The 20,991-nt window shown below is 46.6% G+C and carries 10 protein-coding genes; 7 read left to right on the plus strand and 3 right to left on the minus strand.

The genetic code is table 11. The features are described 5' to 3' along the window. Positions 1-7,185 (plus strand): amino acid adenylation domain-containing protein, encoded by a 7,185-nt coding sequence (locus GXP75_RS10005; RefSeq protein ID WP_242556707.1) that lies wholly within the window; start codon positions 1-3, stop codon positions 7,183-7,185. Next, positions 7,182-7,403: an MbtH family protein gene (locus GXP75_RS10010; protein WP_061570567.1), complete on the plus strand. Its 222-nt coding sequence runs from the start codon at positions 7,182-7,184 to the stop codon at positions 7,401-7,403. The genes GXP75_RS10005 and GXP75_RS10010 overlap by 4 nt, the downstream gene beginning before the upstream one ends. A gap of 155 nt (positions 7,404-7,558) precedes the next feature. On the opposite strand, the gene GXP75_RS10015 is transcribed toward GXP75_RS10010, so the two are convergent. The 3 genes from GXP75_RS10015 to GXP75_RS10025 all read right to left on the minus strand — a co-directional run bounded on the left by GXP75_RS10015 (position 7,559) and on the right by GXP75_RS10025 (position 10,835). Then, on the minus strand, positions 7,559-8,236 hold the full coding sequence (locus tag GXP75_RS10015; RefSeq protein WP_242556708.1) for a YukJ family protein: 678 nt from the start codon (positions 8,234-8,236) through the stop codon (positions 7,559-7,561). Positions 8,237-8,358: 122 nt separating this feature from the next. Next, the gene (ald, locus tag GXP75_RS10020) at positions 8,359-9,495 is read right to left on the minus strand and encodes an alanine dehydrogenase (RefSeq protein ID WP_061570565.1); all 1,137 of its coding nucleotides are present in this window, start codon (positions 9,493-9,495) and stop codon (positions 8,359-8,361) included. Positions 9,496-9,605: 110 nt separating this feature from the next. Next, positions 9,606-10,835: a sporulation transcriptional activator AdeR gene (locus GXP75_RS10025; protein WP_061570941.1), complete on the minus strand. Its 1,230-nt coding sequence runs from the start codon at positions 10,833-10,835 to the stop codon at positions 9,606-9,608. A 466-nt stretch (positions 10,836-11,301) separates the two neighbouring features. On the opposite strand from GXP75_RS10025, the gene GXP75_RS10030 reads away from it, so the two are divergent. The 5 genes from GXP75_RS10030 (at position 11,302) to esaA (ending at position 20,988) form a co-directional block, all read left to right on the plus strand. Next, positions 11,302-11,595, plus strand: a complete 294-nt coding sequence (locus tag GXP75_RS10030) for a WXG100 family type VII secretion target (protein ID WP_010789801.1) — start codon at positions 11,302-11,304, stop codon at positions 11,593-11,595. A gap of 68 nt (positions 11,596-11,663) precedes the next feature. Then, positions 11,664-11,903, plus strand: a complete 240-nt coding sequence (gene yukD, locus GXP75_RS10035; RefSeq protein WP_010789800.1) for an ESX secretion system protein YukD — start codon at positions 11,664-11,666, stop codon at positions 11,901-11,903. A gap of 14 nt (positions 11,904-11,917) precedes the next feature. Then, positions 11,918-13,246, plus strand: coding sequence for a type VII secretion protein EssB (essB, locus tag GXP75_RS10040; protein ID WP_242556709.1), 1,329 nt, complete (start codon positions 11,918-11,920; stop codon positions 13,244-13,246). A 60-nt stretch (positions 13,247-13,306) separates the two neighbouring features. Beyond that, positions 13,307-17,791 carry a type VII secretion protein EssC gene (gene essC / locus GXP75_RS10045; RefSeq protein ID WP_242556710.1) on the plus strand — a complete coding sequence of 1,495 codons (4,485 nt, stop codon included), beginning with the start codon at positions 13,307-13,309 and terminating at the stop codon, positions 17,789-17,791. After that, entirely contained in the window at positions 17,788-20,988 is a 3,201-nt protein-coding gene (esaA, locus tag GXP75_RS10050; protein ID WP_242556711.1) for a type VII secretion protein EsaA, read from the plus strand. The genes essC and esaA overlap by 4 nt, the downstream gene beginning before the upstream one ends. Positions 20,989-20,991 lie beyond the last annotated feature (3 nt).

Genomic DNA, 20,991 nt, shown 5'->3' on the forward strand with positions numbered 1-20,991 from the left:
ATGCCTGATACAGAAACAAAAGATGCTCAATTGTCTTTATCCGGAGCCCAAGCCGGCATTTGGTTTGCTCAGCAGCTTGATCCGGATAATCCTATTTACAATACCGGCGAATACATAGAAATTGATGGACCTGTTGATGCTGTCCTGTTTGAAAAAGCTTTAAGGCACGCTGTAATGGAAGCAGAATCGCTGCATGTCCGCTTTGGTGAAAATGTGGACGGACCTTGGCAGAAGATGAATCCGTCCCAAGATTTTCCGCTGCACTTTATTGATGTCAGCGAAGAACCTGATCCCAAGGCGGCAGCATTACATTGGATGAAAGAAGACTTGGCAAAGCCTGTCGATCTGACATCCGGCCCATTGTTCAACGAAGCTTTGTTTAAGGTTGCGCCTAATCGCTTCTTCTGGTATCAGCGCATTCATCATATTGCAATTGATGGATTCGGTTTCTCGCTTATTGCCCAGCGGGTGTCAAAAATCTATACTGCACTTGTGAATGAGCTTCCTTTTGAAGAAGCGGGCTTTGGTTCTTTGCAGCGCATTCTGCAAGAAGATGAGGAGTATCGCTCATCAGAGCAGTTTGAACGGGATCGGCAATTTTGGCTTGAGCGCTTTGCGGATGAGCCGGACGTTGTCAGTTTGGCTGACCGGGCGCCACGGACGTCGGAAAGCTTTCTTCGCCAGACGGCGTATTTGTCCCAAGCCAGCGCAGATGAACTGAAAGCAGCCGCACGCTCTCATGCGGCAAACTGGCATGAACTTGTCATTGCAACGACAGCATCCTACATACACAGAATGACAGGTGCTGAGGATGTTGTTCTTGGCTTGCCGATGATGGGACGACTCGGTTCGGTTTCGCTGAATATCCCCGGTATGGTCATGAATCTGCTTCCATTGCGATTGTCAGTGCGTCCGGATATGAGCTTTGCCGAACTTGTCTCTCAGGTTTCACAGGAAATTCGTGAAATCAAGCGTCATCAGAAGTATCGGCATGAAGAGCTGCGCCGGGATCTTAAATTGATTGGAGATAATCATAGGTTATTCGGTCCGCAGATTAATCTTATGCCGTTTGACTACGGTCTCGACTTTGCGGGCTGCCGCGGTACCACACATAATCTCTCGGCTGGGCCTGTCGATGATTTGTCAATTAATGTGTACGACAGATCAGATGGCAGAGGGTTAAGAATTGATTTGGATGCGAACCCTGAAGTCTACAGTAGTGAGGATCTGGAGCTTCATCAACACCGTTTTCTGAGATTTCTGGAAACGGCAATAGCTGTCGGACAGGAAACGCCGATTGGGCAAATGGATCTTCTTTTGCCAGAGGAGCGCCGACGTGTATTAGTTGAGTGGAACGATACAGCCCGTACGGCGCCTCAAGCGAGTCTGCCGGAGTTATTTCAGGCACAGGCTATCCGTACGCCGGAAAACATTGCTCTCGTTTGTAATGAGGCTGAACTGAGTTATAAAGAACTGAATGAGCGTGCGAACCGGCTTTCTCATTTATTAATTGCCCGCGGTCTGGGCCCGGAGCAATTTGTGGCTTTGGCTTTGCCGAGGTCTGCGGATATGGCCGTTGCAATGCTGGCTGTCCTGAAGACGGGTGCTGCATATCTGCCGCTTGATCCTGATTTTCCGGCTGACAGAATCTCCTATATGCTAAATGATGCGAAGCCTGCGTGTATGATCACGATTGAAAAGGTTGCATCAAGCCTGCCAGATGACGGCACAACACCGCAGCTCGTGCTTGACGATCCCGTAACCTCTAAAGTATTGGAGCGTTATCCAGTCGCTGATCCGCTTGATGCCGACCGTACGGAGTCGGTGTCGCTTCTTCATCCGGCTTATATCATCTATACATCCGGTTCGACCGGAAGGCCTAAAGGCGTCGTCGTCACCTTGAAAAGCTTAAGCAACTTTCTTATGTCCATGCGGGAGACATTTTCATTGGATGAACACGACCGGCTGCTCGCTGTAACTACAGTTGCTTTTGATATTTCAGCTTTGGAATTGTTCCTTCCCCTTCTGAACGGCGCCGGTTTTGTCATCGCTCAAAAGGAAACGATTCAAGATCCGCCGGCATTAACGAAAATGATTGAAAAGCACAACATCACAATCATGCAAGCTACTCCGACGCTGTGGCACGCGCTTGTGACCGGCAGTCCCGAAAAATTAAAAGGGCTCAGAGTACTTGTCGGCGGCGAAGCGCTGCCGAGCGGTCTAATGAATGCATTACAGGAACTCGAGTGTAAAATTACGAACCTTTACGGACCTACTGAAACGACAATTTGGTCGACTGCAGCCGTGCTTGATGACAAGAAGGCGGGAGTGCCGCCAATCGGCAGACCGATTTGGAATACGCAGGTATATGTGCTGGATGACTGTTTACAGCCTGTTCCGCCAGGAGTTGTGGGAGAGCTGTATATAGCCGGTGACGGGCTGGCCCGAGGTTATTTAGGCCGTGCCGATTTGACTTCCGAGCGTTTTGTTGCCGATCCTTATGGTCCGCCGGGCTGCCGCATGTATCGCACAGGTGATCAGGCAAGATGGCGTACCGACGGTTCCTTGGATTACATTGGCCGTGCCGATCATCAAATTAAGATTCGCGGCTTCCGAATTGAACTGGGGGAAATTGATGCCGTACTGGCCCGCCATCCTGATATCGAACAGGTTGCGGTTGTCGTTCGGGAAGATCAGCCGGGAGATAAGCGTTTAGTTGCTTATGTCGTCTTTTCGCAGGAAGCGAATCTTGAGTCTGCAGAGCTTCGGCGGTATGCCGGCGGCAGTCTGCCTGATTATATGGTGCCATCGGCCTTTGTTTCAGTGAATGAATTGCCGCTGACACCAAATGGGAAACTGGACCGAAAAGCGCTGCCTGCGCCTGATTTCACCGCGTCGGTGGCTGGCCGCGGCCCTAGGACGCCGCAAGAGGAAATTCTTTGTGATTTGTTTGCTGAGGTTCTCGGTCTTTCACGTGTAGGGATAGATGACGGATTCTTTGAACTGGGTGGACACTCTCTGCTTGCTGCACGATTGATGAGCCGGGTTCGCGATACCCTTGGGGCGGAGATGGGCATCGGCAAACTGTTTGATGATCCTACAGTGGCCGGTCTTGCCGCACAGCTGGATCAAGCGCAGAGTGCTCGTCCTGCTTTGCAGAAAGCGGCTCGACCTGAGGAAATTCCGCTCTCCTTTGCCCAGCGCCGATTGTGGTTCCTGCACTGTCTGGAAGGGCCAAGCCCGACCTACAATATTCCTGTGGTCATACGCTTATCTGGCCAATTGAACCGAGATGCTCTGCAAGATGCTCTACGTGACGTTGCAGCCCGCCATGAAACCTTGCGCACCATCTTCCCGGAGTCACAGGGAACATCGCGTCAGCTCATTTTGGATGCTGCAAAGGCACGTCCTGAATTAATTGTTACTGGCATTCACGAAAATGCGCTTTCTGAGGCACTGTCTGAAGCTGTGAGATATTGTTTTGATCTCGCCGTTGAACCGGCAATTCGCGCCGAACTGTTCGTCACTGGAACGGATGAGCATGTTTTGCTGTTATTGCTTCACCATATTGTAGGTGATGGGTGGTCATTAACGCCGCTTACTCGTGACCTTGCTGCAGCTTACACGGCACGCTGTCAAGACCGGGCTCCGGAATTGCCGCCGCTGAAAATTCAATATGCTGATTACGCACTCTGGCAGCAAAACCTGCTCGGCAGTGAGAATGACCCGGACAGCTTGATTGCGAAACAGCTTGATTTCTGGAGTGAGACGCTGGCGAATCTGCCTGATCAGCTGGAGCTGCCTGCTGATTATCCGCGTCCCGCTGAGCCGAGTTATCGCGGGGATACGATTCATTTCAATATTGATCCGGACCTGCACCATCGTTTGCATGGCCTCTCACGTGATAACAGGGTCAGCCTGTTTATGGTGCTGCAATCAGGCCTTTCCGCACTGCTCACTCGTCTCGGCACAGGCACTGATATTCCGATCGGAAGCCCGATTGCCGGCCGCAGCGATGATGCGTTAGGTGATCTTGTAGGCTTGTTTATTAACACTTTGGTGCTGAGAACAGATACTTCCGGTAATCCGAGTTTCCGGGAGCTTCTCGACAGAGTTCGAGAGGTGAATCTGGCGGCATATGAAAATCAGGATGTGCCGTTCGAGCGTCTCGTCGAAGTTCTTAATCCGGCGAGATCACGGGCCAGACACCCGCTGTTCCAAATTATGCTGGCATTCCAGAATACGCCGGACGCTGTACTGGATTTGCCAGGTATCCACAGCGATCTTCACATCAGCAGTGTCGGATCTGCCAAATTTGATTTAACAATAGAGCTTAGTGAACGCCGCCATTCAGACGGCACACCGGCCGGACTCGATGGATTGGTGGAGTATAGTACAGATATATTTAAGAAAGAAACAGTCGAAGCGCTTGCGGCACGGCTCCTGAGGTTGTTGGAAGCAGCAGCGGCTGATCCGGATCAGCGGATTGGAAGCCTGGACATCCTCACACCTGAGGAGCGTCGGAACATGCTGGCGGATTGGAATAAGGTTTCTCAAGAAAAAACAGAAACATGCTTGCCGCTATTATTCGAGAAGCAGGCCGCAATAAATCCTGGAGCTTGTGCCGTAGTGTTTGAGGACGCTGCACTGAGCTATGACCAGCTGAATAAACGGGCGAATCGTCTTGCCCATATGCTGATTGACAGGGGAGTGGGACCGGAACAAATTGTTGCTTTGGCCCTTCCGCGTTCGTTAGATATGGTTGTCGGTCTTTTGGCGGTCCTCAAGGCAGGCGCGGCGTATCTGCCGCTCGACCCTGACTATCCGTCTGACCGTCTGGCATTTATGCTCAGCGATGCCCAGCCCGTATGCGTGATCACCGGCACGCAGGCTGAGGCAAAAGTTCCTGATACAGATTCTTTGCCGAAGATTATACTTGATGATCCTAAAACGGCTGAGAAATTAAACAAATATAACGACAGCAATCCGAATGATGATGACCGCGTCCAGCCATTGTCACCGCTTCATCCGGCTTATATTATCTATACCTCCGGTTCAACCGGTGTTCCAAAAGGTGTGATCATACCGCACCAGAACGTCATCAGACTGTTTGGCTCTACCAAACAGTGGTTCCAATTCAGTTCATCAGATGTATGGACGATGTTTCATTCCTATGCTTTCGATTTTTCAGTTTGGGAGATTTGGGGTCCTTTACTGCATGGCGGACGTCTTGTAGTGGTGCCGCACGAGATAAGCCGGTCGCCTGAAGATTTTCTATCTCTGCTTGTAAAAGAAGGTGTGACGGTTCTGAACCAGACACCATCGGCATTCTATCAATTTATGCAGGCGGAACGGGAACATGACGAGCTCGGTCAGGCTCTTTGTTTGCGCTTTGTCATTTTCGGCGGTGAAGCTCTTGAGCTTAGCCGCTTAGAAGACTGGTATAAACGCCATCCGGACAATGCACCGAAGCTGATTAACATGTATGGCATTACTGAGACGACGGTTCATGTCAGCTATATTGAGCTTGATAGGGACATTGCCGCCATGAGGGCTAATAGTCTTATTGGCTGCGGAATACCTGATCTTGGTGTTTACGTGCTTGATGCCGGATTGCAGCCTGTTCCGCCGGGCGTAGTGGGAGAAATGTATGTCGCCGGAGCAGGGCTTGCGCGAGGATATTTAGGGCGTGCTGGTTTGACAGCTGAGCGATTTATCGCTGATCCATTCGGTCCTCCGGGCACTCGAATGTATCGGACCGGCGACTTGGCGCGGCGGCGTGCGGATGGTTCACTGGATTACATGGGCCGTGCGGATCATCAGATCAAAATACGCGGGTTCCGAATTGAATTAGGTGAAATTGAAGCTGTGCTCGTTCAGCATCCTGATGTCGGACAAGCCGCGGTTGTCGTCCGTGAAGACCAGCCGGGAGACAAACGCCTTGTCGCTTATACCACGGCTGCTTCCCAAGCCGTTCCTGATCAAGCAGAACTTCGCCGCTATACTGCCGGCAGTCTCCCGGATTACATGGTTCCTTCAGCTTTTGTAATGGTGGACGAGCTGCCGCTGACACCAAACGGCAAGCTTGACCGTAAGGCATTGCCGGCGCCTGATTTTGCAGCGGACGTTACCGGACGGGGACCAAGAACCCCGCAAGAGGAAATTTTGTGTGACTTGTTCACTGAGGTTCTTAACTTGCCGCGCGTAGGCATTGATGACCGTTTCTTTGACATTGGCGGTCACTCGCTGCTTGCTGTACAGCTGATGAGCCGGATTCGTGAGGCTCTCGGAGTTGAGCTGAGCATCGGCAATCTGTTTGAGGCACCGACTGTAGCCGGTCTTGCTGAAAGGCTTGAGATGGGCTCCAGCCAAAGCGCGCTGGATGTCTTGCTGCCGCTGAGAACGCATGGAGAGCAATTGCCCCTGTTTTGCGTACATCCCGCCGGCGGACTTAGCTGGTGCTATGCCGGGCTGATGACATCTTTGGGGACAGATTATCCGATTTATGGATTACAGGCGCGCGGGATTGGACAGCGTGAGAACCTTCCGAAATCACTCGACGAAATGGCAGCGGATTATATCGAACATATTCGTACGGTGCAGCCAAAAGGTCCTTATCATTTGCTTGGCTGGTCGCTTGGAGGCAATGTGGTTCATGCTATGGCGACTCAGCTGCAAAACCAAGGCGAAGAGGTTTCGCTCCTTGTGATGCTGGATGCCTATCCAAACCATTTCTTGCCTATTAAAGAAGCTCCTGATGAACAGGAAGCACTTATCGCGCTGCTGGCTTTGGGAGGATATGATCCTGATAGTTTGGGAGACAAACCGATGGATTTTGACAATGCAATTGACATTCTTCGCAGTGACGGGAGCGCGTTAGCCAGTCTTGACGAATCTGTCATTTTAAACTTGAAAGAAACGTACGTCAATTCCGTCGGCATTTTAGGCGCCTATACACCTAAAACATATCATGGCAGCCTTCTGTTCTTCAGGTCAACCGTCATACCGGAATGGTTCGATCCAATTGAACCTGATTCGTGGATGCAATATGTCAATGGACGGATCGAACAACATGATATTGATTGCCGCCATAAGGATCTGTGCCAGCCGGGACCGCTTGCTGAAATTGGGCAGATTCTTGCTGAAAAACTGGAAAAAATGAATCGGGGGAGAAATGACAGATGACAAATCCTTTTGAGAATGCGGACGGCACATACTTTGTGCTGGTTAATGAAGAAGGGCAGTATTCACTCTGGCCCGGCTCCATTGAAGTGCCGAACGGCTGGAGTGTAGTCTATGAGCAGGAGGGACGTCAGGCTTGCCTCGATTACATTAATTCACACTGGCATAATATGCAGCCGAACAGCCTTAAACCTAAGGCGGGCATTGCCGAAGAAAAGTAATGCTGATCGACGGTCTGTATCAGAAGCTATAGTCGTGTCACTATCTTAAAGAAGACTGCCGGCATCACGCCGGCAGTCTTTCTTTTTTAAAAGGATCTTGCGGTTCACGTATCACTCCATAAAAAAACGCTCCCCCGAAAGGGAGGAGCGTTTTTTTAATATTTTTGATGTGTATGGTCACAGTCCTCTACAGGATTGCCCTCATCGTCGGTACACCAAGATTGTGATAAGAAAGCTAAAAACACTGCCGCCCATTGGTCGGCAAATTGTATCAAAATGCCTCCATCATGCCATGAGCCATTATCTTTTTTCCACCGGGTATCCATGGCGTTTCCTTGATTCATGTGAATATTGTGCATCCCGTTTGTCGGGGTAAAACCGAAAATTTTATCCGGCGCCTGTTCCGGTCCGAACTTTGACCCGTAAATATAAACGGGCGCTTTTTCTTCTTTGGCCTTTTGCATGTAGGTTTCAATAAAATCATTTAAGTCATTATCAGGCCCGGTCACTTCATGAGGGAGAGGTTTCATTTTTGCAGAATCGAAAAGATTGCCCCGCACATAGTCTAAAGCAAGATCCCGATTCGCGGCATCAATCTTTTTATATCCATACGGCAGGTTCGGAAGTAAGGTGATGGAACTAGAATCAAACTGATCATCAGCCAGATACAAAACCTCTGACTCTTCAGAACTGGACATCACATTAATCGCACATCTATAACGCGTATCCTTTTCACCAATCACTTCTACTTGGAAATGCGGACTGTCAATATCTGTTTCTCTTCTCATATCTGAGACGATTCCTTTTAACACTCCATATTGTTGAACTGCCATACGAATCCCCCTTTACCTTCAGTATAATCATCTATTTCGGCCTGCCATCTCTTTTTTCCTTTGAAAAAGAGCATATTTTACAAAAAAAGCTTGCAGAATGGAATCTGCAAGCTAATGTTTTATTAAGCGCCTGCCACAGAAGACTCGTCCTGTAAGGCTTTTTCGGCGGGTACATAATCATATCCTAAATCTCTTGCAACGGCTTCATATGTCACATGGCCGTTCGCTGTGTTTAATCCGGCCTTTAATGCCTGATTTTCAGCTATTGCTGCAGCAGCGCCTTTGTTCGCAATTTGCAAAGCGTAAGGAACCGTTACATTCGTCAATGCCACTGTTGATGTACGCGGCACAGCTCCCGGCATGTTTGCAACAGCATAGTGCACAACGCCGTGTTTTTCATAAGTCGGCTGATCGTGTGTTGTGATATGATCGACAGTCTCCACGATACCGCCTTGGTCAATGGCGACGTCAACAATCACTGAGCCGGCTTTCATTTGTTTGACCATTTCTTCCGTAACGAGTGTCGGAGCTTTTGCACCGGGAATTAATACGGCGCAAATGAGGAGATCCGCTTCTGCTACAGCATCTGCAATATTGACGGGGTTAGAGATTAACGTTTTAATCTGATGGCCGAAAATATCGTCCAACTGGCGCAAACGGTCAGCGTTTAAGTCGATCATCGTAACATCAGCACCCAGCCCGACAGCCATTTTCGCTGCGTTTGTACCGACCACTCCTCCGCCGATAATCGTTACTTTGCCTCGGGAAACTCCAGGCACGCCTGCTAATAAAATGCCTTTTCCGCCTTTTGGCTTTTCAAGGAATTGCGCGCCTATTTGTGCTGCCATTCTTCCCGCTACCTCTGACATTGGCGTGAGAAGAGGCAATGACCGCCCGTCGCTTACCGTTTCATATGCAATGGCAGTTACGCCTTTATCTTTTAATGCTTTTGCAAGCTCAGGTTCTGCGGCTAAATGAAGGTAGGTGAATAAAACAAGCCCTTCGCGAAAATACGCATATTCCTCAGGAAGAGGCTCCTTGACCTTCATTACCATCTCGGCATCCCACACCTGTTTGGCGTCCGCGATGATTTCTGCGCCTGCAGATACATAATCTTCATTTTCGAATCCGCTTCCAAGCCCGGCGTTAGATTCGATGAATACGCGATGGCCTCCGCTGACGAGCTGTGAAACCCCGCCCGGCGTTAAAGCGACACGGTTTTCATTATTTTTTATCTCTTTTGGAACTCCGATAATCATATCTGTTTCCTCCCATTTGTTGCGTAGTTGCTATGCTTTTAGTGTATCCCGATTTTTAAGAAAATTCTTTGTTTGAAAAAGAAAATAAAAAAACACCGATTTGTGAAATTTCACAAATGAGTGTTTCGAAGCTTGATATCCAGATACATCGTGAATTTCTCATTAATATTCTTTAAATCGAATTCAGCGATCTGGCTGATTCTCTTCAGCCGGTAATTCAGCGTGTTCACATGAATATTTAAAGCTTTTGCGGCTGTATTGACGTTGCTGTCAGCGTCTATAAACCGTTCCAAGGTCTCAACCAGGTTTGATTGATGCTCTTGATCGTACTGTTCCAGCTTTGCCAGAGAGTAATTGAAGTATCCGGTATGCTTGCGTTTTTCATCCAATACATCGAGATACTGATAAATGCCCAGCTCCGAAAAGCTGAATAGGTGTTTGGTTTCTCTCACAAATCGCTCTTTTGCCTTTAAGACAGCGAGAGCCTCCTGGTAGGAGCGGTATACATTTGAGATTGATTCGTATATCCCGCCGAAAGCAATTGAAGCGTCCCCCAATTTATAACGCTCTGTCAGCTGTTTTTGTATGCGGAAAGCAAACTGCTTCAGATCTTTAAAGGGCTGATCATTTTTGGGAGCTGTTAAAATAATAAGTTCATTATAATCCGCAGTTGCCAGCAATACATGAACCTGCTGGGTGGTCTCTTGTAAATATTGCAGCTGCCGTTCTTTTTTCTCAGTCATTTCGCTTTGCAAGCGAATAATCATGACAGAAAAAACAGGAGGGACCGCCATCCCGAGCTTATGAAAACCTTCTGCCATTTCACTTTCTTCATGTATGTGGCCGGTCAGCATTTTCCAAAAGAATTCTTGGCTGCGTTCTTCATTTTTTGTTTTTCTGATTTGAAGATTGAGGAGCTTATTCCGCACCGCTTTTGCAGCCATTTGCAAGGTCAGCAAATCATCGTCCGATAGCGTCTTTTGAATTTCAAGCGCCCAGATGAAACCAAGCACCTGATTGTTTTTCCAAATGGAAATGGCCACGCGATTGCTTAGGCCGACCTCATCAATTTCCTTCACTCTGATCGGCTGGTCCGTTTTATGCAAAGCGGGAATCGTCCCGTCCTTCCATAATTTATTAATGACCTTTTCGGGCACTCTTCTGCCGATGATCGTAGACGTCCGGGCCGGATCAGTACAATCGCTGTGGGTGCTGTACGCAAGCAGCTTGTGATTGACATCTTCTATTGTAATGGGGCATTGAAGAACCTCGCTGATATGGTCGGCGACATCCTCAAGCCTGTCAAAACTGTATTTAAACGGATCACTTAGATTGGTCATACATATCCCTACTTTTTCATAGCTTTCATATGTTGTTGGCAAGATGCCATCCCCTGCTTTTATTATGTGTGCAGTTGTTTGGGGAAATCAACAAAAATCATCTGACACGGCCTGTTTGTCTGCTTGGTGAACGAAGGATTATTCGGATGGGAAGACATGCGAAATGAATCTCATTGAAATTGGTGCAGAGGCCTCAATTTTTCTGAAAGCTTCCTTTCTAAAAAGACTGCGATAGTTGAGTCTTTTGAACCAATCGGAAAAAGAAGGAATATGTAAGAAAATAAACCTATTTGTTTCATATTTTATGGAATTTTTACGTAAAGAGAGATACCCCAATGGACTCATTTTGTAAAATTAAAACATATTTGTTTGACTATACCGAAATCTTGTTTTTATAATAGAAACGTTCTAAAAATAAGTGAATTAGCCCATATTTAGGCTGATGGCACAGGAGGTAATGAGGAATATGTCAGGAATTATTCGTGTCACACCCGAAGAGCTAAGAGCAATGGCAAAGCAATATGGCGTTGAAAGTCAAGAAGTAATGAATCAGGTAGATCGTTTAAACAGAATGATCTCCGATTTAAAAGGAATGTGGGAAGGTGCTTCAAGTGAAGCGTTCGCAGATCAATATGAGCAGCTCAAACCTTCATTCATCAAAATGTCAGAATTGCTTCAAGATGTGAATCAGCAGCTTGATCAAACAGCAAACACTCTTGAGTCTACTGACCAAGATATCGCAAGCCAAATCCGCGGATAATAGTATGAAAGCGAAGGAGCGCCTGATTGAAAGAAGATGGCGCTCTTTCTATGTAAGGGTGATTATAAATGTATATTGATATTACCATAGATTTGAAACATTATAACGGCAGTGTCTTCGACCTCAGATTGTCAGATTACCACCCGGTGAAAAAAGTGATTGATATCGCTTGGCAGGCCCAAAGCGTCTCACTTCCTCCGCGAGAAGGCTATTGGGTCAGAGTGGTAAATAAGGAAACAGTGTTTTCTGGAGAGTGCAAATTATCTGACTGCGGCATTACAAGCGGAGACCGGCTTGAAATACTATGAAAGGATCTGGTTGAATGTCAGATAAAAAAAAGTCCTATTTAGAAAACCAATTAGAAGCTGAAACCGCAAAGACGGAAACAGGCTATACATTTACCTTTCAGCGGGAAAAAATCAAACTTCTGAACGGTCTCGAAGCAAATGTGATTAAAGATGTTAATCCATTTTTTCATAAAGAGATCGGCATCACAGAAGATGAAGTGAACATCACAGTCCAACCTCCTCCCTCATACAAAGAATTTCGCTCTATCAAAGCTAAAGATAAAAAAAGCAAGTGGCAATTCGCCTATCAGCTCGTTCAGGCTGTCCAGCAGCACACAATGAAGCGGCTTCATCTGATTGTCGCACCGGAAAATATCGTATTCAACAAGGGCTTAACGCCATACTTCCTTCATTATGGAGTGAAAGAAAGCATCCCTCCATATGACAATGATGAGGAGAGAGTGTGGAACGAATTGAAAGCTGCCGCAGCCTTGGCTGTAGACGGCGAATTTGCGTTTGAAGATTATCTCAAATTCAGCGAAACGATGACCTTTTCAACGGCAGCAAAGGAAATATTAAACGCGAAAACGGCTGATGAATTGCTTGAACTCATTCAGACCAATATTGATCAGCTTGAAGCCAAAGAGAAGACATACATACATATCCCGAGAAAAAAGTGGAGCATCCAAAGGTATATCGGCCTGGCGCTGATTGTTTTGCTCGTTCCGTCGCTGATTTATGCCATGTATACATTATTTTTCGCCCAGCCGAAGCATGAAGCGATTGTGGAGAGCAACCGCGCGTTCTTAAATAAGCAATATAGTGAAGTCATCAGCAAGCTGTCCAAATACGATGCGGAAAGCCTGCCGGAATCGGTGCAGTATCAACTGGCATCATCATACGTGGCGGTTGAAAAACTAGGTGAGAACCAACGGAAAAATATTCAAAATCTGGTCACGCTTCAATCAGACCCTCAGCATTTTCTGTATTGGATTGATATTGGAAGAGGCGATAACAAAGAAGCAATCAGCATTGGGCGCAAGCTTGAATACAACCCATATATAGGTTTAGGCCTCATTAAATATAAACAAGAACTATTAGCAGATGACAGTATGAAAGATGAAGAAAAACAAAAAGAACTCGACTCTGTACAAAGTGAGCTAGAAAAAGTAGATAAAGAAATAAATGAACAAAAAGAAGAATCAGACACTGAAAACGCTCAAAGCGATACAGCCGAACAAACATCCGCAGAAGAGGCGAAAGCAGAGGAAGAGAAAAAGAAAGCGGAAGAGAAAGAAAAACAAGAACAAGAGAAAAAAGAAGATAAGAATGATAAGAAAGATGAGAAAAAAGATGATAAATAGCTTCATTCAAAATGTGCAAATTGATACATGCTGTTCTAAGGCCGCGAGGAGGTTCGCCATATGAGTCTTTTATGGATTTTCTATCAGCAAAACTTCCAAAAAATAAAATTGTCTGATCTCCCGGCATCCCAGCCGGTGACAATCGGACGTGATGTGAAGGATTCCGTCACCATCCTCAGTATGCCGTTTGAAAACGGATCTGTTTCTCTTCACAGGAGTGAGGATGATGAATATGAAGTTTTCCTGGGAAATGACCGACTCGGTGTTTTGTCCTTAAGAGAATGGTTTTCTTTGCAGTCCGGTCAGCAGGAGGTTCGGCTGCTGTTGACAGACGATCAGCAGGGCGCGTCTTTCTTCTATGTAGGTGAAAAAAACGAAATCACTTGTTCATCTGATGTTCAAAAAGCCGACATTTATAAAGAGAGTAATGAGTCCGCTTTTCCTGGTAAAGGCGCTTTTTCATTGCTTCAAACGATGGGGTGCTGGAATGTCATCCCGGCGGATCAGGACGTTTTCCTGAACGGTGAGAAGGTGAAAGTGGATACGCCGCTTCAGGCGGGAGACGAGCTGTTTTGGAATTTTCTTCAAATGAGAATTGTGGAACATGATCTTTTGGAAATTATTCATTATGAACCATATGAAACAACTTTAGTGGAAACGGCAAAGCCAAGCTCGGAAATGAAAAAGAAATATCCGCAATACCGGAGAACACCGCGGATGGTCTATGACCTTCCTGAAGACCGGGTGTCATTCAGCTTTCCTTCACAAGAAAGCGACCAAAACAACAGAGGGCTGTGGCTTGTTATCCTGCCGCCTATTGTCATGCTGATTGTGATGGGGATTGTTGCCCTCATTCAGCCGCGCGGAATCTTTATCATCGTGTCTCTGGCAATGTTTATGATGACCCTTATCACGTCGACGGTTCAATATTTCCGTGAAAAAAGCCAGCGGAAAAAACGGGAAGAAAAACGCGAGCGTGTCTATAAGCTTTATCTGGATAACAAACGGAAAGAGCTTCAGGAATTGGCTGAAAAACAAAAGCAAGTGCTGGAATTCCATTTCCCTTCTTTTGAAAAAATGAAACATCTCACCACAGAAATCAGCGACCGCATTTGGGAAAAATCACTGGAAAGCGCTGATTTTCTTCAGCTCCGCCTCGGGACCGGAACGGTTCCGTCCAGCTATGAAATTTCCATGAGCGGCGGAGACCTGGCTAACCGAGATATCGACCATTTAATGGAGCAATCGCAGCACATGCAGCGGGTGTATAAGGAGGTCCGCCAAGCGCCTGTTACGGTTGATTTGGCAGAAGGGCCAATGGGACTTGTGGGAAAATCGCAAATTGTGAAAAACGAAATTCATCAGCTGATCGGACAGCTGGCTTTCTTTAATAGCTATCATGATTTGCGGTTCGTCTTCATTTTCCATGAGCATGAATATAAAGACTGGGAATGGATGAAGTGGCTGCCTCAATTCCAATTGCCTCATATTTATGCGAAGGGCTTTATATACAATGAACAAACCCGTGACCAGCTTTTGTCTTCCATTTACGAAGTGTTGAGAGAGCGCGATTTGGAAGAGGAAAAAGAAAAGCTGCTGTTTAAACCGCACTTTGTATTTGTGATTACGAACCAGCAGCTCATTTCAGAGCATGTCATCTTAGAATATTTAGAAGGGCGTCACGAGCATCTCGGCATCTCTACGATCGTTGCCGCGGAAACAAAGGAAAGCTTATCGGAAAATATTCATACCCTTGTCCGCTACATCAATGAGCAGGAAGGGGATATTTTAATCCAAAAGAAAAAAGCGGTGCGGATTCCGTTTCAGCTTGACCATCATCAGCGGGAAGACAACGAACGGTTTTCACGAACGCTCAGAACACTGAATCATCAAGTCGGCATTACCAACTCCATTCCTGAAACGGTATCGTTTTTAGAACTGTTTCATGCAAAGGAAGTCAAGGAAATCGGAATCCGGCAAAAATGGAAAACCAGCGAATCAACGAAGTCGCTGTCCGTTCCGATCGGCTACAAAGGAAAAGATGACATTGTCTATTTGAACCTTCATGAAAAAGCCCACGGGCCACACGGATTGCTTGCGGGGACAACGGGTTCCGGAAAAAGTGAATTTCTCCAGACCTACATCTTATCGCTTGCGGTTCATTTTCATCCGCATGAAGCGGCCTTTTTATTGATTGACTATAAAGGCGGGGGCATGGCGCAGCCGTTTCGCAATATTCCCCACCTGCTCGGTACGATCACCAATATCGAAGGAAGCAAAAACTTCAGCATGCGGGCGCTCGCTTCTATTAAAAGCGAATTGAAAAAACGGCAGCGCCTGTTTGATCAGTATCAAGTCAATCACATCAATGATTATACAAAGCTGTTTAAACAGGGGAAAACAGATATCGCAATGCCGCATTTGTTCTTAATTTCAGATGAATTCGCCGAGCTGAAGAGCGAGGAGCCTGATTTTATCAGGGAGCTTGTCAGTGCTGCGCGTATCGGCCGAAGCCTCGGGGTTCATTTGATTTTGGCGACGCAGAAGCCTGGCGGAATCATTGACGATCAAATCTGGAGCAACTCGCGCTTTAAAGTGGCGCTCAAAGTTCAGGATGCGAGCGACAGTAAAGAAATTCTGAAGAACAGCGACGCCGCAAATATTACTGTAACAGGACGGGGGTATTTGCAGGTCGGAAACAACGAAGTGTACGAGCTGTTCCAATCCGCGTGGAGCGGAGCGCCTTATTTGGAGGAAGTGTACGGCACTGAGGACGAAATCGCCATTGTGACGGACACTGGGCTTATCCCGCTTTCTGAAGTTGATACGGACGAGCTTGCGAAAAAAGAAACACAGGCTGAAATTGAAGCCGTTGTTGATGAAATCGAACGAATCCAAGAAGAGATGGGAATCGAGAAGCTGCCAAGTCCATGGCTGCCGCCGCTTGCGGAACGAATCCCGCGCACTCTCTTCCAATCCGAAGAAAAAGGGCAATTTCATTTTGCTTATATTGATGAGCCTGATAAACAAAGCCAAACGCCGCTTGCCTATACAATGATGGATGACGGCAATATCGGTATTTTCGGATCGTCCGGCTACGGAAAATCCATCGCGGCGACCACGTTCCTAATGAATTTCGCGGAAGGGTACACGCCTGAAGAACTGCATATGTACATCTTTGACTTTGGCAACGGAACGCTGCTCCCGTTAGCGAAGCTGCCGCATACAGCGGACTACTTTTTAATGGACCAAACACGTAAAATCGAAAAGTTCATGATTCGGATCAAAGAAGAAATCGACCGCAGAAAAAGGTTGTTCAGGGAAAAAGAAATCAGCCATATAAAAATGTACAATGCGATCAGCGAAGAAGAGCTCCCGTTCATTTTCATCACGATTGACAATTTTGACATCGTGAAGGACGAAATGCATGAGCTTGAATCGGAATTTATCCAAATCACCCGTGACGGGCAGAGCTTGGGAATTTATTTCATGCTGACAGCGACACGGGTAAACGCTGTCCGCCAATCGTTATTAAACAACTTAAAAACAAAGGTCGTTCATTACTTAATGGATCAGTCTGAGGGCTACTCCATTTACGGCCGTCCGAAATTCAGCCTGGAGCCGATCCCAGGGCGCGTCATTATTAACAAAGAAGAGCTTTATTTCGCGCAGATGTTCCTGCCGGTGGAAGCAGATAATGATATGGACATGTTTAATGAATTGAAAGCGGACGTTCAAGCCCTTCTGGAGCGTTACAGTCCGCACCAGTCTCCGGCGCCGATTCCGATGCTGCCGGAAACCTTGTCAGCAAAAGAATTTTCTGTCCGCTTCAAAAAAGCTCGCGCGCCTTTATCCATTCCGATGGGCCTTGATGAAGAAACAGTCAGCCCGGTATATTTTGATTTGGCGAAACATAAGCACTGCCTCATCTTGGGACAGACGCAGCGCGGAAAAACAAATGTCATGAAAGTGATGCTTGAACACCTGATAGATGATGAGACTGAACTGATCGGCCTGTTTGATTCAATTGACAGAGGCATGTCGCAGTATGCAAAAGAAGCGGACGTGTCCTATCTTGAAACGAAAGAAGATATCATGCAATGGATCGAAGCTGCCGAAGAAGTTTTCAAAACGAGAGAAGCAATGTACTTAGAAGCCGTTCGGCAGGGTGATGCCGCCAGCCTTCGTTTCTCACAAGTTGTGCTGATGATAGACGGCATCACGAGATTCCAGCAAACCATCGACACGAGAATCCAGGATCAGCTGGCACTGTTTATGAAATCTTACGCCCACCTTGGCTTCAGCTTTATCCCGGGCGGAAATCACAGTGAATTCTCAAAAGGCTATGATTCATTGACGACAGAAATGAAGCAGATTCGCCATGCGATTCTTCTGATGAAAAAATCTGAACAAAATGTGATTCCTCTCCCTTACCAGAGACAAGAGCCAGACATCCAGCCGGGCTTTGGCTACATTGTTGAAAACGGGAAGGAGCAAAAAGTTCAAATTCCTTTATGTTCTGCGGAAAGGGAGAATGCAAGATGACAGAACAACGAAAAAGCGTGATCAAATTAATATCTGCCATCATCATCATTTTGCTTTTGCCGGTGTTGTTTTTCCGATTTATCGGAGACGACCCGACAAAGCAAAAAATAAACGCAACACGGCAAATCGCCGTGGTCAATGAAGATACCGGCTTATTAAATGAAGAAGTGTCGGCGGATGAAGAGGATGAGCAATCGGCACAGTTCGGTAAAGAGGTGGCAGCTGTCTTAGGCGAGCGCCCCGATTACTCGTGGACGGTTGTCAACCGAAGCGCCGCTGAAACCGGACTGGCATCCAAAAAGTATGATGCGGTAGTCTATATACCTTCTGATTTTTCGAAAAATATTTTGAGCTATGATCAAGAGCGCCCGCAAAAAGCAACGCTGGAATTCAGTGTTCAGGATAATCTGAATGCCGTAAACAAAGAAAAGGTGCAGCGTGAGCTTGAGGATGCCCAAAAGTCCATGAATAAAAAAATGTCGACATTATATTGGAACTTTGTCTCGCAGAAAGTTGACAATGTCAGAGAAGAATTTGACAACATCGTCAACAAAGAATCAGAATTTCAAAATGTCATGTACAATTTCTATAAACCGAGTTCCAATGATTTAGCAGGTGAGATCAAACGCCAAAAGGACCTGATCGACGAGCTGAAAAAATCAATGAATGAAGCGCAAGGCACAACGAAAGAAAAAGCGACAACAGCAGACGAAGCAAAAAGTGTGATGAAAGACTTCGTTGAAACGGTAGAGAAATACAAACAATATCAAGAAAATCAAAAAAAGCTGCTTCTGGCGGCACAAGATTCAAACCAAAAACAAATCCAAACCGGGCTTGACGCGATCAAAGCACGACAAGCGGCTAATCAGTTCAGCGAGATGATGAGCCGACTGTCTACAGGCATAAGCCAAGTGAAAACGCAGCTTGGGCAAACAAGCACAGTTTTGGCAGCTACCCAGCAAATCAGAGAAGGCCAGGTGCCTAAGCAGGAATTTGGAATGGCGAAGATACAAAGCGAACTTATCAACCAATATCAAGCCGCATCAAGACAGACTGCGCTAAACCAAGTGTATGATCAGCTCGTTGACGCGCGTAAAGCGCTCACGATTGCGAAAGGTGACCCGGTTCCGGATGAAGATAAGGGTTCTGACGATGAAGATCAAGATCAAGATCCAAAAAAAGAAGATCCGGAAGAACTGAAAATTGATCTGGAAAAACAGCGTGATGAACTGAAATACATCGCCGCCGACATTCAAGACATTTCAGACAGTCTGAAGGAGCCTGAAAAAGAAGATCAAACGACAGAAAAACCTAATGACGGAAGCACTCCTGGTCCCGATCCTGATGATCAACAGGGAGACGCTGGGAACGGCGATAAGGGCAGTGATACCGGGGACAACGGACAAACGGACGGCGGGACTCAGGAGGATAAGGACCAGCAGCAGGGGACTGCCGGCGAAGATCAGAACGATGATGCCTTTAACGGTAAGTCAGACAGCGAAGAAACCGAAACAAATGCATCTGCCAAACAAACTGCGTCATCTGATTCAGCACTCAATTTTGTCCAGCTGGCAAATGAAGACGGAACCGGAGATTCTGGTGATACCGGAGGCGACGGAGACACGACGCAGCCAGAGGATGAAGATCAGGCAGGAAGCGATTCTGATATCGCCAAAGCAAAAGAACAGCTCAGCAAAGCATCAGCACGAATTAAGGAAATTGAAGAAGAGCTTAAAGAAAAAGAAAATACGCATAATGAAGAGCTGAAAAAGAAACTCAAAGAACTGCAAGATCATATGGATGGTCTTAATGATGAAATTGACGATTTGAAAGACAAAGTAAAAACGCTCGATAATAAACTCGAAAGACTCGAAGAGAAACGAAAGCAGGAGTTTGAGAGGATTTACAGTGCAATTCGCGATTTAGAATATAAAGATCAGCTTCAATTCTATGGAGAAATCAATACAGAAAGCATCTCTGCTTTAATGAAATACTATAAATATCTATCTGTATATGACTCTGTATTATCTGGAACCATTGATGTTGCTGCAAAAAGCAGTGCCATTGAGGGCCAGCAGGGAAACGTCACATCAGTCCTAGCCATCAAACCGGAAGAAACCGCAAGCTGGGAGAATCTCAAAAACAATACGATGGCTACCGATGAAGACATCGACAATTTCATTGAAGGCATGACTGAATTTGCGAGCAACTACAGCAACTATATCAGAGACGAGCAGTCTGGCGTGTTAGATGAGCTTTCCAAAATCTCTGAAAGCGCGGCAAATGCTTCTGATCAGTTGACAAGTGGCGCCGCTCAAGAAGCAGCCACATTTAATGACGGCGGCCTTTCAGGTACGATGGCGCTCACTGTACAGGATACGGTAGGGCAAGAGGTGCTTCAGATTTCAGACATGATGGGCTCTTTATCTGACCGCCAGTCAGGCATCATTGATTACACCAGCAACATGCAAGAGAGTGTAAATGAAGTACAGACGAAAGCAGATACGTTAAATAACAACTGGGGCAAAAACGTGGATTCCACGAAGCTTGTGCGTAAAGATGTCTACGGAATCTTGGGCAACACGCTTGTCGACGGGCAAAATAACGGGTATGTCTATGACTATTTGGCGAATCCGCTCAAAATCAGCGGTGAGGTTCCAGAAGAACGGACGCAGACTGTACCGCCGGTTGTAATACTCGTCATTATTTTAATCAGCAGCCTCTTGATCGGATATTTCAGCTCGTATTATCAAAATGCCCCGATCCTTGTAAAAGGTGCGCTCTTTGGTATTCTGAACATTTTGGTCGGACTGATGATCAGCTTGTTCGGGCTTAATATCTATTCACTTCCTGACGATCAGACGATTCAGTGGTCAATCTTTACAATTTTGCTTCTGGTTGCAAGTTCGGCCTTTATTCGGGCGGCATTTATGTTTGGATCAATAGCAGGCTGGATCGCGTCATCAGCTATGATTTTATTCTATGTCGCACCGCTGATTGATTTGGTTATGCCGAATTTCAGCTTCGATAACCCTGTTTCAAAAGTATATATCGACATTCAGTACGGAACGGGCCATTTGTTTACGATGGGAATCACTGCTTTACTGATCATTACGCTGATTACAGTGGCTTTGCCGCTGGTTATTCGGCTGATGGCAGATAAAACGGCGGAGATTGAAGAAACCCATGACGTATAAGTG

The sequence above is a fragment of the Bacillus sp. HU-1818 genome (assembly GCF_022695965.1).
In the GTDB taxonomy this organism is placed as follows: domain Bacteria; phylum Bacillota; class Bacilli; order Bacillales; family Bacillaceae; genus Bacillus; species Bacillus atrophaeus.